Source organism: Siccibacter colletis, assembly GCF_025914095.1.
In the GTDB taxonomy this organism is placed as follows: Bacteria; Pseudomonadota; Gammaproteobacteria; order Enterobacterales; family Enterobacteriaceae; genus Siccibacter; species Siccibacter colletis.
Genome location: NZ_CP074352.1, coordinates 513,832 through 530,120 on the forward strand (window position 1 = coordinate 513,832; position 16,289 = coordinate 530,120).

12 protein-coding genes are annotated in these 16,289 nt (G+C 57.6%); 5 read left to right on the forward strand and 7 right to left on the reverse strand.

The window, feature by feature from the left end; all coding sequences use genetic code 11:
• Positions 1–36: 36 nt before the first annotated feature.
• Entirely contained in the window at positions 37–1,338 is a 1,302-nt protein-coding gene (locus KFZ77_RS02585) for an MFS transporter (protein ID WP_031518963.1), read from the reverse strand.
• A 491-nt stretch (positions 1,339–1,829) separates the two neighbouring features.
• On the opposite strand from KFZ77_RS02585, the gene uxaC reads away from it, so the two are divergent.
• From uxaC to KFZ77_RS02600, 3 genes are all read left to right on the forward strand, one after another.
• On the forward strand, positions 1,830–3,242 hold the full coding sequence (gene uxaC / locus KFZ77_RS02590) for a glucuronate isomerase (RefSeq protein WP_264385348.1): 1,413 nt from the start codon (positions 1,830–1,832) through the stop codon (positions 3,240–3,242).
• 20 nt (positions 3,243–3,262) lie between these two features.
• Entirely contained in the window at positions 3,263–4,750 is a 1,488-nt protein-coding gene (locus tag KFZ77_RS02595; RefSeq protein WP_264385349.1) for a UxaA family hydrolase, read from the forward strand.
• Between the two features lie 76 nt (positions 4,751–4,826).
• Complete coding sequence (locus tag KFZ77_RS02600; RefSeq protein WP_264385350.1) at positions 4,827–5,372, forward strand: YgjV family protein; 546 nt, start codon at positions 4,827–4,829, stop codon at positions 5,370–5,372.
• Positions 5,373–5,398: 26 nt separating this feature from the next.
• Here the strand turns inward: KFZ77_RS02600 and sstT are convergent, their stop codons facing one another.
• From sstT to KFZ77_RS02620, 4 genes are all read right to left on the reverse strand, one after another.
• The gene (sstT, locus tag KFZ77_RS02605) at positions 5,399–6,646 is read right to left on the reverse strand and encodes a serine/threonine transporter SstT (RefSeq protein WP_264385351.1); all 1,248 of its coding nucleotides are present in this window, start codon (positions 6,644–6,646) and stop codon (positions 5,399–5,401) included.
• Between the two features lie 281 nt (positions 6,647–6,927).
• Positions 6,928–7,896, reverse strand: coding sequence for a TerC family protein (locus tag KFZ77_RS02610; RefSeq protein WP_031518954.1), 969 nt, complete (start codon positions 7,894–7,896; stop codon positions 6,928–6,930).
• A 414-nt stretch (positions 7,897–8,310) separates the two neighbouring features.
• Positions 8,311–9,309 carry a Gfo/Idh/MocA family protein gene (locus tag KFZ77_RS02615; protein WP_031518952.1) on the reverse strand — a complete coding sequence of 333 codons (999 nt, stop codon included), beginning with the start codon at positions 9,307–9,309 and terminating at the stop codon, positions 8,311–8,313.
• Between the two features lie 102 nt (positions 9,310–9,411).
• Positions 9,412–9,924, reverse strand: coding sequence for a M48 metallopeptidase family protein (locus tag KFZ77_RS02620; RefSeq protein WP_264385352.1), 513 nt, complete (start codon positions 9,922–9,924; stop codon positions 9,412–9,414).
• Positions 9,925–10,006: 82 nt separating this feature from the next.
• Here KFZ77_RS02620 and rlmG point away from each other — a divergent pair, with 82 nt between their 5' ends.
• On the forward strand, positions 10,007–11,137 hold the full coding sequence (gene rlmG / locus KFZ77_RS02625; RefSeq protein WP_264385353.1) for a 23S rRNA (guanine(1835)-N(2))-methyltransferase RlmG: 1,131 nt from the start codon (positions 10,007–10,009) through the stop codon (positions 11,135–11,137).
• 140 nt (positions 11,138–11,277) lie between these two features.
• Here the strand turns inward: rlmG and KFZ77_RS02630 are convergent, their stop codons facing one another.
• Together KFZ77_RS02630 and ygjG are read right to left on the reverse strand one after the other, a co-directional pair.
• On the reverse strand, positions 11,278–13,296 hold the full coding sequence (locus tag KFZ77_RS02630) for an NADPH-dependent 2,4-dienoyl-CoA reductase (protein WP_264385354.1): 2,019 nt from the start codon (positions 13,294–13,296) through the stop codon (positions 11,278–11,280).
• A 165-nt stretch (positions 13,297–13,461) separates the two neighbouring features.
• Positions 13,462–14,853, reverse strand: a complete 1,392-nt coding sequence (gene ygjG / locus KFZ77_RS02635; RefSeq protein ID WP_264385355.1) for a putrescine aminotransferase — start codon at positions 14,851–14,853, stop codon at positions 13,462–13,464.
• 402 nt (positions 14,854–15,255) lie between these two features.
• Between ygjG and KFZ77_RS02640 the strand changes: the two genes are divergently transcribed.
• On the forward strand, positions 15,256–16,137 hold the full coding sequence (locus KFZ77_RS02640) for a diguanylate cyclase (protein ID WP_264385356.1): 882 nt from the start codon (positions 15,256–15,258) through the stop codon (positions 16,135–16,137).
• The last annotated feature ends 152 nt before the right edge of the window (positions 16,138–16,289 follow it).

A 16,289-nucleotide genomic window follows, 5' to 3' on the forward strand; every position in this document is an offset into this window, starting at 1 on the left:
AGCCGCCCTCAGGCGGCTTTTTTAGGTGGTTTCGCGTCAGGGTTGCGTCGCGGGCTTACCCGTGAGCGTCTGGTCCTTCAGCTCGCTGGCCGGTTTATTCTGCAACACGGTCCAGATGACAATAGCGCCCATGACGTCGAATACTGCCAGCACCGCAAACAGCGGGCTGAAGCCGATAGTGTCTGCCAGCGCACCGACCACCAGCGCGAACATCGTACTCGCCGTCCATGCAGCCATACCGGTCAAGCCATTCGCGGTGGCAACTTCGTTACGGCCAAACACATCGGAAGAGAGGGTAATCAGCGCACCGGAGAGCGACTGATGGGCAAAACCGCCGATGCACAGCAGGCCAATCGCCACGTACGGGCTGGTGAACAGGCCAATCATACCCGGGCCGATCATCAGCAGCGCGCCCATTGTCACCACCATCTTACGCGAGACGATGAGGTTAACCCCAAACCAGCGCTGGAACAGCGGCGGCAGATAACCACCGACGATGCAGCCGAGGTCGGCAAACAGCATCGGCATCCAGGCAAACATCGCAATCTCTTTCAGGTTAAAGCCATAAACCTTAAACATGAACAGTGGGATCCACGCGTTGAACGTACCCCACGCCGGTTCGGCGAGGAAACGCGGCAGGGCAATGCCCCAGAACTGACGGGTACGCACGATCTGCCACGGCGACATTTTCTTCGCGTTATTGGTCTGGTGATGGGCTTCCTGACCGCCAATAATGTACTCACGTTCTTCGTCAGTGAGTTTTTTCTGATCGCGCGGATGCTTATACAGGAACAGCCACGCCATCGCCCAGGCGAAGCTCAACACGCCGGAGATAATGAACGCCAGCTCCCAGCTGTGCATCACGATCGCCCAGACCACCAGCGGCGGCGCAATCATGGCACCAATCGATGAACCCACGTTGAAATAGCCGACCGCAATGGAACGCTCTTTAGCCGGGAACCATTCGGAGCTGGCCTTCAGGCCAGCCGGGATCATCGCGGCTTCCGCTGCACCTACTGCCCCGCGCGCCAGTGCCAGCCCGCCCCAGCTTCCCGCCAGCGCTGTCGCACCGCAGAAGACCGCCCAGGTGATAGCAAAGAATGCATAGCCGATTTTGGTGCCGAGGATATCCAGCACGTAGCCCGCTACCGGCTGCATGATGGTGTAGGCTGCCGAATAGGCAGCAATGATATAGGAGTATTGCTGGGTTGAAATATGCAGCTCTTCCATCAGCGTCGGGGCCGCCGCCGCCACGGTGTTACGCGTCAGGTAACCGAGCACGGTGCCCAGCGTCACCAGTGCGATCATGTACCAACGTAACCCTTTAATCTTTCGCATCTGAAACCTCTTCGTCGTTGTTTTCTACCGTACGGAAGCGGTCACACTCCCTGTATTCTCGCCGGGTAGGTTTTTTAACGGGCGACCGCACCGGTTGAGATGCCCGGTGCGGTCGGCGCCTTGCCATAAACGTGCTCGTGACTCACATCAGCTTCCATACTGGGTATTCCGGTAGCGCCCCTGTCGGTAACGCCACCGTAAAAATCAATCCGTGGGTTCTGTATTGCGACGGCAGGAAAGATAACTTGTCATACAGCTTTAAAAGTTGAGAGCCATCACAAAAGCACTTTTCTTAGCAGGGTCATTAATTTGAGGGATTCAGGCCAGTCATGGCGCGGGTTACAGCGCTGTTTACCTCTTTAACGGTAGATAATTTGTCCATTAATATTGATCTAACTCACGAATTTAATCGTGGTTCAGGATAATTGGTGTGATAACTTTGTCGGCATCAAGTGAAAGCATCTGAGTCACGCATGAGAGGAAGTGTCCCTATGACCCCGTTTATGACTGAAGATTTTCTGTTAGATACCGAATTTGCCCGCCGTCTCTACCATGATTATGCGAAAGATGAGCCGATTTTTGACTATCATTGCCACCTTCCGCCTCAGCAGATCGCCGACAACTACCGTTTCAAAAACCTGTATGACATCTGGCTGAAAGGCGATCACTATAAGTGGCGTGCTATGCGTACTAACGGCGTAGCGGAAAAGTTGTGTACCGGTGATGCCAGCGATCGGGAAAAGTTTGATGCCTGGGCCGCGACCGTGCCGCACACTATCGGTAATCCGCTCTACCACTGGACACACCTGGAGCTGCGCCGCCCGTTTGGCATCACCGGCACCCTGCTGTCGCCAAAAACCGCCGATGAGATCTGGAATCAGTGCAATGATCTGCTGGCCCAGGACGCCTTTACTGCTCGCGGCATCATGCAGCAGATGAACGTGAAGATGGTCGGCACCACCGACGATCCGGTGGATTCGCTTGAACACCATGCCACCGTGGCGAAAGACAGCAGCTTCAGCATTAAGGTGCTGCCGAGCTGGCGTCCGGACAAAGCGTTTAACATCGAGCAGGCAACCTTTGCCGACTATATCGCGACGCTGGCTCAGGTATCCGATACCGATATCCGTCGCTTCAGCGATCTCGAAACCGCGCTCACTAAGCGTCTCGATCACTTCGCCGCGCACGGCTGTAAGGTCTCCGATCACGCGCTCGACGTGGTGCTGTTTGCTGAGGCCAGCGAAAGCGAGCTGGATGCGATTCTGGCGCGTCGCCTGGCGGGTGAAACCCTGAGCGAACATGAAGTTGCCCAGTTCAAAACCGCCGTGCTGGTATGGCTCGGTGCGCAGTATGCGCGTCGCGGCTGGGTGCAGCAGTACCACATTGGCGCGCTGCGTAATAACAACCTGCGACAGTTCAAACTGTTAGGGCCGGATGTCGGCTTCGACTCCATCAACGATCGCCCGCTGGCTGAGGAGCTTTCAAAGCTGCTGAGCAAACAGAATGAAGAGAACCTGCTGCCGAAAACCATTCTTTACTGCCTGAACCCGCGCGATAACGAAGTGATCGGCACTATGGTTGGCAACTTCCAGGGCGAAGGGATGCCGGGCAAGATGCAGTTCGGCTCCGGCTGGTGGTTCAACGATCAGAAAGACGGCATGGAACGTCAGATGACCCAGCTGGCGCAGCTCGGCCTGTTAAGCCGCTTCGTCGGTATGCTGACCGACAGCCGCAGCTTCCTGTCCTATACCCGTCACGAATATTTCCGTCGCATTCTGTGCCAGATGATTGGCCGCTGGGTGCAGGCGGGCGAAGCGCCAGCGGACATCGCACTGCTGGGCGAGATGGTGAAAAACATCTGCTTCAACAATGCCCGTGACTACTTCGCTATTGAACTGAATTAATCTGGCTGTTTGAGGTTGATATGCAATACATCAGGATCCATTCGCTGGATAACGTCGCGGTCGCACTGGTCGATCTGCCGCAAGGGACGGTGATTTCCCAGGACGGGCTGGATGTGACGCTGCGTCAGGATGTGGCGCGCGGGCACAAGTTTGCGCTGGTCGGCATTGCGCAGGGCGCTAACGTCATCAAATATGGCCTGCCCATCGGCCATGCGCTGGCGGATATCGCGCCGGGGGAACATATTCACTCCCACAATACGCGTACCAACCTCAGCGATCTGGATGAGTACAGCTATCAACCCGATCACCCGGTGCTGGATCGGCAGTCAACGGATCGCGATGTGCAGATCTACCGCCGCGCCAACGGCGAGGTGGGGATCCGCAATGAGCTGTGGATCCTGCCCACCGTCGGCTGCGTCAACGGCATCGCGCGTCAGATCCAGACGCGCTTTCTGAAAGAGAGCAACGATGCCGAAGGCACCGACGGCGTGTTCCTGTTCAGTCACACCTACGGCTGTTCCCAGCTTGGCGATGACCACATCAATACCCGCACCATGCTGCAAAACATGGTGCGTCACCCGAATGCGGGCGCGGTGCTGGTGATCGGCCTGGGCTGTGAAAACAATCAGGTAGACGCCTTCCGTGAAACGCTGGGGGATTTCGACTCGGCGCGGGTGCACTTCATGACCTGTCAGCATCAGGATGATGAAGTGGAAGCCGGGCTTGAGCATCTGCGCGAGCTGTATGCCGTGATGCGTCACGACGAGCGTCAGCCGGGCAAGCTCAGCGAGCTGAAGTTTGGTCTTGAGTGCGGCGGATCGGACGGGCTGTCCGGCATTACCGCCAACCCGATGCTGGGGCGCTTCTCGGATTACGTCATCGGTAACGGCGGCACCACGGTGCTGACCGAAGTGCCGGAGATGTTTGGTGCCGAGCAGATCCTGATGAGCCACTGCCGCGACGAAGCCACGTTTGAAAAAACCGTTACCATGGTCAACGACTTCAAACAGTACTTTATCGCCCACAATCAGCCGATCTACGAGAACCCATCGCCGGGCAACAAAGCGGGTGGGATCACCACCCTGGAGGAGAAATCCCTCGGCTGCACCCAGAAAGCGGGGGCCAGCCAGGTGGTGGACGTGCTGCGCTACGGCGAGCGGCTGAAAACACACGGTCTGAATCTGCTGAGCGCACCGGGCAACGATGCGGTCGCTACCAGCGCGCTGGCTGGGGCAGGGTGCCACATGGTGCTGTTCAGCACCGGGCGCGGCACGCCTTACGGTGGTTTTGTGCCGACGGTGAAGATCGCTACCAACAGCGAGCTGGCAGCGAAAAAACCGCACTGGATCGACTTTGACGCCGGCCAGCTGCTGCACGGTACCGCCATGCCGCAGCTGCTGGAGCAGTTTGTGGATTTCATTGCCGATATCGCCAGCGGCAAGCTCACCTGCAACGAGAAGAATGACTTTCGCGAACTGGCCATCTTCAAAAGCGGTGTCACTTTGTAGCGCGTCTCCGCTCTGCTAAGATAAAACGGCGTTTCATTATTTGAAGCGCCGTTTCTTTTTCTGACAAGGATCTTTCATGACCGCGTATTGGCTTGCCCAGGGCGTTGGGGTCATCGCCTTTCTGATCGGCATTACCACCTTTATCAACCGCGATGAACGCCGCTTCAAAATGCAGCTGGCGCTCTACAGCGCGACCATTGGCGGCCACTTTTTTCTGATGGGAGCCTGGCCCGCCGGGATGAGCGCCGGGCTGAATGCGTTGCGCACCCTGATCTCTCTGCGCACCCGCAATCTGTGGGTAATGGCGCTGTTTATCATCCTGACGCTGGCGCTGGGCCTGGTGAAGCTTCACCATCCCATCGAACTGCTGCCGGTTATCGGTACTATCGCCAGTACCTGGGCGCTGTTTCGTACCACCGGGCTGACAACCCGTTGCGTCATGTGGTGTTCAACCGTCTGCTGGGTTATTCATAATTTCTGGCTGGGATCGATTGGCGGTACCCTGATTGAGGGCAGCTTTTTGATCATGAACGGCGTGAATATTATTCGTTTCTGGCGGATGCAGAAGCGGGGCATTGACCCGTTCCGGGTTGAAAAGGCGCTGGCAGAGAAAGAGGGCTGACGGCAACGCGCCGCCAGCCGCAGAGGTTAGTTACGCAACACGTTGCTGGCCAGACGCGCATCTTCCGCCTGGCACGCCGCCGCAGTAAACAGTACGTCGGTGGAGGAGTTGAGCGCGGTCTCGCAGGAGTCCTGCAGCACGCCGATGATAAAGCCTACCGCCACCACCTGCATGGCGATGTCGTTCGGGATGCCGAACATGTTGCACGCCAGCGGGATCAGCAGCAGTGAACCACCCGCCACGCCGGATGCACCGCAGGCGCACAGCGACGCCACCACGCTGAGCAGCAGCGCGGTCGGCAGATCCACCGAAATACCCAGCGTATGCACCGCCGCCAGCGTCAGCACCGTAATGGTAATGGCCGCACCCGCCATATTGATGGTCGCGCCCAGTGGAATCGAGACCGAATAGGTATCGCGGTCGAGGTTCAGCTTCTCGCTCAGCGCCATGTTGACCGGGATATTCGCGGCGGAGCTACGGGTGAAGAAGGCGGTAACGCCGCTTTCACGCAGGCAGGTGAAGACCAGCGGATAGGGGTTACGGCGGATCTTGATGAACACCAGTAGCGGGTTAATCACCAGCGCCACCAGCAGCATGCAGCCAATCAGCACCACCAGCAGCTGGGCATAGCCCCACAGTGTACTGAACCCGGTGGTGGCGAGCGTGGACGCCACCAGGCCAAAGATACCGATCGGCGCAAAGCGAATCACCAGCTTCACCATAAAAGTCACGGCGTCTGACATGTCGGTGATCAGATTTTTAGTGGTATCGTTTGCATGACGCAGCGCGAAGCCCAGACCGATAGCCCACACCAGAATACCAATGTAGTTACCTTTCAGAATCGCATCCACCGGGTTGGCAACCATGCTAAGCAGCAGGTCGCGCAGCACCTGCACGATCCCTGTCGGCGGGGTGATTTCTGTCGCACCGGTAACCAGCTGCAACGTGGAAGGGAACAGGAAGCTGAACAGCACCGCAGTCAGCGCGGCGGAGAAGGTGCCCAGCAGATAGAGCACCAGGATAGGGCGGATGCTGGTCTTCTGGCCGCGCTGGTGATTAGCGATGGACGCCATCACCAGCATCAGCACCAGCACCGGCGCAACGGCTTTCAGGGCACCAACGAACAGCGTTCCCAGCAGACCGACCGCTTCAGCGGCAGGTTTTGACAGCCAGGCCAGCACAATACCCAGTACCAGCCCCACCAGGATCTGCTTTACCAGGCTACCGTGCGCCAGGCGCTGCCACAAGCCGCCCTTATCAGATTGCGTAGTCATACGAATTTCCTTCAGTGATGATGTGGTTCCATCCTGGACGTACTCTTGGGTAACGTTTAATCAGGATGTAACAAAAGTTTGCACGGATGAGTATAGGGAAATGGATACCGGAGGGAAGCGAATAGTGCTGGAGTTTGCGAGTTGCTCGCGTTTTTTAACTGATGGTTAACATTATTGTGACATCATCATCAATTCCACGCGTTGACCGCTTGCGCAGCCGCGCAGATGAGACAGGTCGCGCACCCTCTCATCCCTGGCGGGGAGAGGGTGCGCGCTATCGCTTATCCGGCGATATTTTTTCTGTCGTTGCGGCGGTTAACCCAGGTATTGATCAGCAGGGTAACAACCAGAATGCCAAATACCACGCCGAGCGAGACGGCGATTGGGATATGGTAGAAATCGACGATAAGCATCTTCACGCCGATAAACACCAGAATGATCGACAGTCCGTACTTCAGCATTGAGAAGCGTTCCGCTACGCCCGCCAGCAGGAAATACATCGCACGCAGGCCAAGAATTGCGAACAGGTTAGAGGTCAGCACAATGAACGGATCGGTAGTCACCGCGAAGATAGCCGGGATACTGTCTACCGCAAAGATCACGTCGCTCAGCTCAACCATGATCAGCACGAGGAACAGCGGCGTTGCGTACAGTAGGCCATTTTTGCGCACGAAGAAGTGTTCGTTTTCAATGGTATCCGTCATACGCAGATGGCTGCGCAGCCAGCGCACCACCGGCTTGTCGCCGATACCGGTATCGTCCTCTTTCGCCAGCGCCATTTTGATCCCGGTAAACAGCAGGAACGCGCCGAAGACGTAGAGCAACCAGGAGAACTGGGTGATCAGCCAGCTACCCGCAAAAATCATGATAGTACGCAGCACGATCGCACCCAGCACGCCATAAATCAGGACGCGGCGCTGCAGCGCGGCCGGAACCGCAAAGTAGCTGAACAGCATCAGCCAGACGAAGACGTTATCAACCGCCAGCGCTTTTTCAATCAGATAGCCGGTGAGGAACGCAAGCGCCTGGGTATCTGCAACTGCACGCCCCTGAGTTTCGGTGAGATACCACCAGAATGCGGCGTTAAACAGCAGCGAAAGCGTAACCCAGACCAGTGACCAGGCGGCCGCCTGCTTCATGGACATCGCGTGCGAACCGCGGCGCCCCTGCAGCAGGAGGTCGATGGCCAGCATAATAATCACCACGATGGCGAAACTGCCCCACAACAGCGGGGTGCCGACAGTATTCATAGACAGATTCCTTAAAAAACAAAAACGGCTAACATCGGAAGACGTCAGCCGTTTCGCTTGTCGCAAATGGTCCCCGCCTTCCGGCAAGGTCTCACTTACAACAGAAATCCCCGTCATACTTCGCGCCGCAGATGCGTTGGCTGCGTTCACTCACCCCGGTCACATACTGGTGTATGCTCCCGGCGATTCGCGAACTTGCCGCCTTTCTGCAACGCGAATTATTTAGGGGATTCCCCGTCATCAAACGCGTTGCAGATGCGAATATAAAACTGGATGTTACGTTGCCCGGTAACCGGATGCGTTACGCATCGTAATGACGATCCACCGGCGAAGAAGTTACTCCCCTTTGCTCGTAACAAAGTATTACAGGCAATTATGACGGTCAATATTACGTATGCGCCGTTTTACAAAGCTTTACGCGGGCAACTCTGTGCTGACGTCGTCTGCCGGGAACACGACCCCCGTTTGCGCACGGATATCCGTTAACAGTTTCGCGGTGATCCGGCTTACGGCCAGGCCCGGATGATTGACCTCGTTATCGGTCACCAGGCGGGCAAAGGTCTCGGCTTCGTACAGCATAGTATTGATGTGCTGGGGCTGCGTCAGATCCTGCGCTTTGCCACCGCGCGGCACGAAGGTGATCTTCTGGCACTCGGAGATCTTCTCAATCACCAGCGATCCAGCCTCGCCCTGGATCTCGCTTGGGATCGTCGAGTCGCTCACCTTCGAGTGGGTAAGGATCACATCGAAATCGCCATAGTGCATCACCACGGTGCCGTGGGCATCGACGCCGCTTTCAAGCAGCGCGGCGTTGGCCTGTACCGAGTACGGTTCACCCCACAGGGCGACAGCGCTTGCCAGGCAGTAGAACCCGATATCCATGATCGAGCCGTTAGAGAAGGCTGGATTGAAAGTGTTGGGGTTTTCGCCGTCAAGATAGCGCTGGTAGCGCGACGAGTACTGACAGTAGTTGATGAACGCCTTGCGCAGCTTCCCGGCTTTCGGCAGCGCCTGCTGCAGCGCGATAAAGTTCGGCAGACTCGCGGTTTTGAAGGCTTCGAACAGCACCACCTGATTTTCACGCGCGCAGGCAATGGCTGCTTCCACTTCACGCAGGTTTGAGGCCAGCGGCTTTTCGCAGATCACATGCTTTTTATGGCGCATAAACAGGCAGCTCTGCTCGCCATGCAGCGAGTTAGGGCTGGCGATATACACGGCATCAATAGCATCGCTCTGCGCCATCGCCTCAAGGGAGGTGAAGAGATGCTCGACGGGGTAGTCGCTGGCGAAATGCTGAGCCTGTTCCAGGCTGCGCGAATACACGGCGGTAAGCTTAAATTTGCCCGTTTCATGGGCGGCATCGACGAACTGGCGGGTGATCCAGTTCGTGCCAACTACGGCGAAACGTATCATAGAGGTGCGCTTTCTCCACTGGCTAAGTATCGATGCAGACTATCATGGAAAGATGACAAATCCAGCGCGGGAAAAGTGAATTCGCGTAGCGGGTTCCAGATTTTATTCAGCGCTGCGGCGTTCGTTGCCCAGCGCCAGATGCGTCAGCCACAGGCGAGTGTCAAATTCGAGCTGATGATACTGCGGCTCCATATGACAGCAGAGCTGATAGAACGCTTTGTTGTGCTCTTTCTCTTTCAGATGCGCCAGTTCGTGCACCACGATCATACGCAGAAAGGCTTCCGGTGCGCCGCGAAACACGGTGGCGACGCGGATCTCGGCCTTCGCTTTCAGCTTGTTGCCCTGTATGCGCGACACCGCAGTATGCAGCCCAAGCGCGTTTTTCAGCACGTGGATCTTGTTGTCATACATCACTTTATTCACCGGCGGGGCGCTGCGCAGAAACTGGTTTTTCAGCCCCTGGGTGTAGGCCCACAGCGCTTTGTCGGTGGTGATATCGTGCCGGTCGGGATAGCGCTGCTGCAGCACATCGCCGAGCCGCTGGTCGTTAATCAACGTGCGTACCTGGGAGAGCAGGTGCTCCGGGTAGCCCTGCAGGTAAATCAGTTCACTCATGCTTATCTCAGACTGGCGAAAAGGGTATACTCTCGCCCCCGCTACGGGGCCAATGCTGAAATTTTACCATCCAGGAGGGCCGATGAGCCAACCAGACAACAGTTTTCGTTCCCTGACGCTGAAGCGTTTTCCGGAAACGGACGACGTTAACCCACTGCAGGCGTGGGAAGCAGCGGACGAGTATCTGCTGCAACAGCTGGACGAGCCGGTCGGTCCGATCCTGATCCTGAACGATGCATTCGGTGCGCTCTCCTGCGTGCTGGCGGCGCATCAGCCGTACAGCATCAGCGACTCTTACCTGAGCGAGCTGGCGATCCGTCAGAACCTGCGCCTCAACGATATTGAGGAGTCGAGCGTCAGGTTCCTCGACAGCACCGCAGCGTATCCGGCAGCACCGGGGCTGGTGCTGATTAAGATCCCAAAAACCCTGGCGCTGCTTGAGCAGCAGCTGCGCGCCCTGCGCCGCGTGGTAACACCGCAGACGCGCATTATCGCCGGGGGCAAAGCGCGTGATATTCACAACTCCACGCTGGCGCTGTTTGAGCAAATTCTGGGGCCGACCACCACCACGCTGGCGTGGAAAAAAGCGCGCCTGATCAACCCGACCTTCACCGCGCCGGCGCTGGCCGAGGTACCGGAAACCCTGAGCTGGAAACTGGACGGCACCGACTGGACTATCCATAACCACGCTAACGTCTTTTCCCGTACCGGGCTGGATATTGGCGCGCGCTTCTTTATGCAGCATCTGCCGGAAAATCTCGACGGTGAGCTGGTGGATCTGGGCTGCGGTAACGGCGTGATTGGCATGACGCTGCTGGCGCAGAATCCGGAAGCGAAAGTGGTGTTTGTGGACGAATCGCCGATGGCGGTGGCCTCAAGCCGTCTGAACGTAGAAACCAACCTGCCGGGTGACGTGGCGCGCTGCGAGTTTATGATCAATAACGCGCTCTCCGGCGTGGAGTCCGATCGCTTTGCGGCCATCCTGTGTAACCCGCCGTTCCACCAGCAGCACGCGATTTCCGATCAGGTAGCGTGGGAGATGTTTCACCATGCCCGCCGCTGTCTGCAGTATGGCGGCGAACTGCGTATCGTCGGCAATCGTCATCTCGATTACTTCCGCAAGCTGAAGAAGATCTTCGGCAACTGCGAAACCATTGATACCAACAATAAGTTCGTAATTCTGAAAGCGGTGAAGACGCGCAAAAAGCGCTGAGTGCGTTAATGGCGGGTGCGCAGGCTTGCCCGCCCTACGGAATCGGATGATGTGGTATGAGTAAGCGCAGCGCACCCGCCACAATTCCGGCGTTTGTACCCTCGTAGGGTGGGTAAGCGCAGCGCACCCACCACGCTTCGTCAGATCGCCAGCGCCAGCCGGGTGCCCTGTTCAATCGCCCGGCGCGCATCCAGTTCCAGCGCCACATCGCAGCCGCCAATCAAATGCACCGGCTTACCGGCAATCATCAACGCATCCGCCAGCTCGCGGCGCGGCTCCTGCCCGGCGCAAATCACCACGTTGTCTACCGCAAGCACCCGCTCTTCATCCCCGAGGGTGACGTGCAGCCCCGCGTCATCAATACGGCGGTAGCTCACACCCGCTTGCATCTTCACGCCGCGTGCCAGCAGGGTAGTACGGTGGATCCAGCCGGTGGTTTTGCCCAGTCCTTCGCCCGGTTTACTCGCCTTGCGCTGCAGCATCACGATCTGGCGCGGGCTGGCCGGCAGGAGCGCTCCTTCCGGACGCAGGCCGCCGGGCCGGGTCAGGCTCTGGTCGATTCCCCATTCCGCGCAGAATTCAGCGATGTTCTGGCTGGTGGCCTCGCCGGACTGGCTGAGATACATCGCGGTATCGAACCCGATGCCGCCGCAGCCGATAATCGCCACCCGCTCACCCACTGGGGCTTTGTCACGCAGCACGTCGAGATAGCTTAAGACCGAAGGGTGATCGATGCCGGGGATCGGCGGAATACGCGGCGCGATCCCGCAGGCGAGGATCGTCTCATCGAAGGCCGCCAGATCCCCGGCGCTCACATACTGATTAAGACACAGGGTGACACCGGTGACCTCGATCATCCGCCGGTAGTAGCGCAGGGTTTCATTGAACTCCTCCTTACCGGGGATCTGCCTGGCGATGTTGAACTGCCCACCCACTTCCGACGCGGCATCAAATAGCGTGACATGATGGCCGCGTGCCGCGGCGTTAACCGCAAACGCCAGCCCGGCCGGACCGGCACCGACCACCGCCAGGGATTTAGGCTGCGCGGCAGGCACAACCGGCATCAGGGTTTCATGGCAGGCACGCGGGTTCACGAGGCAGGAGGTCACTTTGCCGACGAAAATGCGATCGAGGCAGGCCTGATTACAGCCGATGCAGGTGTTGATCTCGTCGCTGCGCCCCTGCGCCGCCTTGCTGAGGATTTCGGCATCGGCGAGAAAGGGCCGCGCCATCGATACCATATCGGCATCGCCGCGCGCCAGGATCGCATCCGCGACTTCCGGATCGTTGATGCGGTTAGTGGTGATCACCGGCAACGAGGTGTGCGCCTTCAGCGCGCGCGTCACCCAGCTGAACGCCCCGCGCGGCACCGGCGTGGCGATGGTAGGAATGCGCGCTTCGTGCCAGCCGATACCGGTATTAATCAGCGTTGCGCCGGCATCTTCCACCGCTTTCAGCAGGGTAATGGTTTCATCGAGCGTACCGCCGCCTTCGACCAGATCGAGCATCGACAGCCGGTAAATAATGATGAAGTCACGCCCCACGCGCGCCCGTACCGCGCGAACCACCTCTACTGCAAAGCGCATGCGACGCGGATAGTCGCCGCCCCACCCATCCTCACGCTGATTGGTCCGCGCCGCGAGAAACTGGTTAATCAGGTAGCCTTCCGACCCCATGATCTCCACGCCGTCATAGCCCGCTTCCCGCGCCAGCTGCGCGCAGTGGGCGAAATCCTCAATCAGCGCCTCAATTTGCGGGGGAGTTAACGCATCGGGGACAAAGCGGTTGATGGGGGCCTGGAGCGCGGAAGGCGCGACGGGGTGCGGCTGATAGCTGTAGCGCCCGGTATGCAGGATTTGCAGGGCGATCTTTCCGCCCTCCTGATGCACGGCGTCGGTGATGGTACGGTGATGCGCCACCTGATGCGCTGCATTCAGTACGGCACCGCCCGCCACCGCCACGCCGGAGGGGGAGGGGGCAATGCCACCGGTGACGATCAGCGCGACGCCGTGGCGTGCACGCTCGGCGTAAAACGCCGCCAGACGCGCCACACCGTCCGGGTGTTCTTCGAGGCCGGTATGCATCGACCCCATCAGGGCGCGATTCTTCAGTTGGGTAAAGCCAAGATCCAGCGGGGCGAACAGCGACGGGTAGCTCATAGTCTCTTCCAGGCTATTTTTATTATGTGGTCGGATGAGTTCTAATTTAGCTATCAGCGCGGTAAATGGAAAAACCGGAGATGACGATTGTGATGGGATTCAAAGAACGGCACGGGCAGGCAGAGCGTGAAAGGCACCCGGCAGGATTACCGGGCGCCTCAGCGCTTATTGTTCAACCGTTTCGCGCGCCGCAGCTGGTTGCAGCGCTGCCAGCGCGTTATCGGCCGCTTTCAGCACCAGCTCGCACTGCTCAATAGTGAGCGTGAGCGGCGGTTCGATGCGAATGGTTTTTGCGTTATTCAGCGTCCCGGCCACCAGCACGCGCTGGCGGAACATCTGGCTGGCAAAGTTATAGCCAATATCGTTGTCCACGAACTCAATCGCCATCAGCATCCCTTTGCCGCGCACGTCCTGCACCAGGCCTGGGTACTGACGCGCCAACTGGCGGAAACCATCCAGCAGCATGTCGCCTTTCTGCTCGGCCTGGCCCGGCAGATTCTCTTCCAGCAGCACGTTGATGGTCGCCAGCGCCGCCGCACAGGCCAGCGGGTTACCGCCAAAGGTGGTGGTATGCAGGAATGGATTATCAAACAGCACCGAGAACACCTCTTCGGTGGCGACAGTCGCCCCGATCGGCATTACGCCGCCGCCGAGCGCTTTGGCGAGGCACAGAATGTCGGGCTGCACGTTCTCATGCTCGCAGGCAAACATCTTGCCGGTGCGTCCCATCCCGGTCTGCACTTCGTCGAAGATCAGCAGTGCGCCGAACTCATCACACAGCTGACGCACGGCGGGCAGGTAACCCGGCGGCGGCAGGATCACGCCTCCTTCACCCTGAATCGGCTCCAGGATCACCGCCGCCACGTCGTCGCCGGTTTTCTTCCCGTCGCAAAGCACCGCGCGCATCGCCTCGATGTCGCCGAACGCCACGTGGCGGAAGCCCGGCAGCAGCGGCATAAAGGGTTTGCGGAAGGTGGATTTGGCGGTGGCCGACAATGCGCCCAGCGATTTGCCGTGGAATGCCCCGCTGGTCGCCACGAAGGTAAATTTTCCGCGCGGTGACTGATACGCTTTAGCAAGCTTAAGCGCCGCTTCCACCGATTCGGTGCCGCTATTGCTGAAGAAGCTGTATTTGAGTTTGCCGGGGGTCAGCGCGGCGAGGGTTTTCGCCAGCATGGCCCGGAGCGGGTCCAGCAGTTCCTGGCTGTGCAGGGGTTGTTTGGCGAGCTGATGCTGTACGGCGGAAACCACTGTTGGATTACGGTGCCCCACGTTGAAAATACCAAAGCCACCCAGGCAATCAATAAACTCCTGTCCCTGGGTGTCGACAAGCGTATTAAGACTGCCCGCCTGCCACTCTACGGCTCCGTAATCCCCGCCAGCTGTTACAGATTTTCGATATTCCAGGAAGCCTGGATTAACGTGCTCTTTAAAATAATCAACCACTTCTCGATTGAGTGCCTTCATCTCCTCATGGTCTAACGTTTGCTTTTCGATAATGTTGAGTGCGTGCGCGGTGCAGGCAAGCGCCGAGGCGCTGGAAGGTAACCTGTTCAAAATAAGCTCCCGGGGATCGCGTATCTCATGATACCGATCTAAGTATTGCAGGGATTGCGCCACTTCAGCGGGGCCAGCTGAAATCGGGATAAACGTCTGGAGAGACGCGAGCTGTACAAAACTTAATCGCCCCGATTGCCGTTGCGCAACGCTTCCTGCTGAGAGTTGCTGTGCGATCGCGCAGCGCCTGAAACGCCTGCGTCACGGCTGTGCACCGGCGCACCGCCGTGAAGCAGACATGCCCTTATGTTTATTTAACCGGGCGCGATCTTATTTACTCATGATTATTCCCGGTGTGCGATTCTGTAAAAGTCTGTGTGAATCAACCGTTTTTTCATTCGGGCGGGATATACTTGCGCTGATTTATTTGTGGTTTTTCTTTTTATATTTTGAGAACACGGCATGATTCATCTCTCCGATATTGATTTAAGTATCTCTGAATTAAATTACGCGATTAATGAGCATTACGCCTGGGCCAACAGGATGCTGCACTTCAGCCTGCTTGGCGGCACGCCGGATGAGACTATCATTGATGCCAGCGCCCATACCCTGTGCTGCTTCAGCCGTTGGTTCTCCCGCTTCGACACCGAGCCGTCGCGCTATCCGAATCTGGTGGATGCTATTTTTCATAGCCACCTGAAAATGCATGACTGCGCGCGCGAATTATTGGTCAGCATTATAAATAAATCCGTAAATGAACAATTAGTGCAGAATTATCACGCTGCACAGCAGAGTTTCATTAATGCCATCGATATATATAAGCAGTCGCTGATCACGTTTCGTAATATGCACGATACGTTGACGGGGTTACCGCTGCGTCATTTATTGTTTCTCGATTTTATTCATCTGCGTGCTGAAACAGACGCGCTATGGTTGCTGATGCTGGATATCGACAAATTCAAAACCATCAACGACACCTGGGGGCACAATGCCGGCGACGATGTGCTGCGCGAGGTAGCCGCTACCCTCGAAGCCGGGATGCGCAGCGGCGAGCGTATCTACCGCTTCGGCGGTGAAGAGTTTGTGGTGCTGTTCAACAACGCCAGCGAGGGCGGGGCGATGGAAACAGCGCGGCGTATCCGCATTAAGCTGGAGCAGTGCCCGGTGCTGGTAGAGGGGACGATGCTGCCGGTCACCGTCACCGGTGGGCTGACCCGGGTACAGCATCAGGATTCCCTGCACAGCGCGCTCTCACAGGCAGACAGCGCCCTTTATACCGGTAAAAACAGCGGGCGTAATCGTTGCGTAATGGCGACCAGTGAAGGAGACATGGTCCAGCTCTGAGACATGGAATTCATTAACACGATGAAACTATAAGGAAAACAACCGTTACCAGAAGCAATAATAAAAGCAGGGCTAATGTGGCTTTTTGCGATCTCAGTCTTAATTAACAACTAAAGTAAAACTGCACAGCGCCGAAATAACAAAGCAGAAAA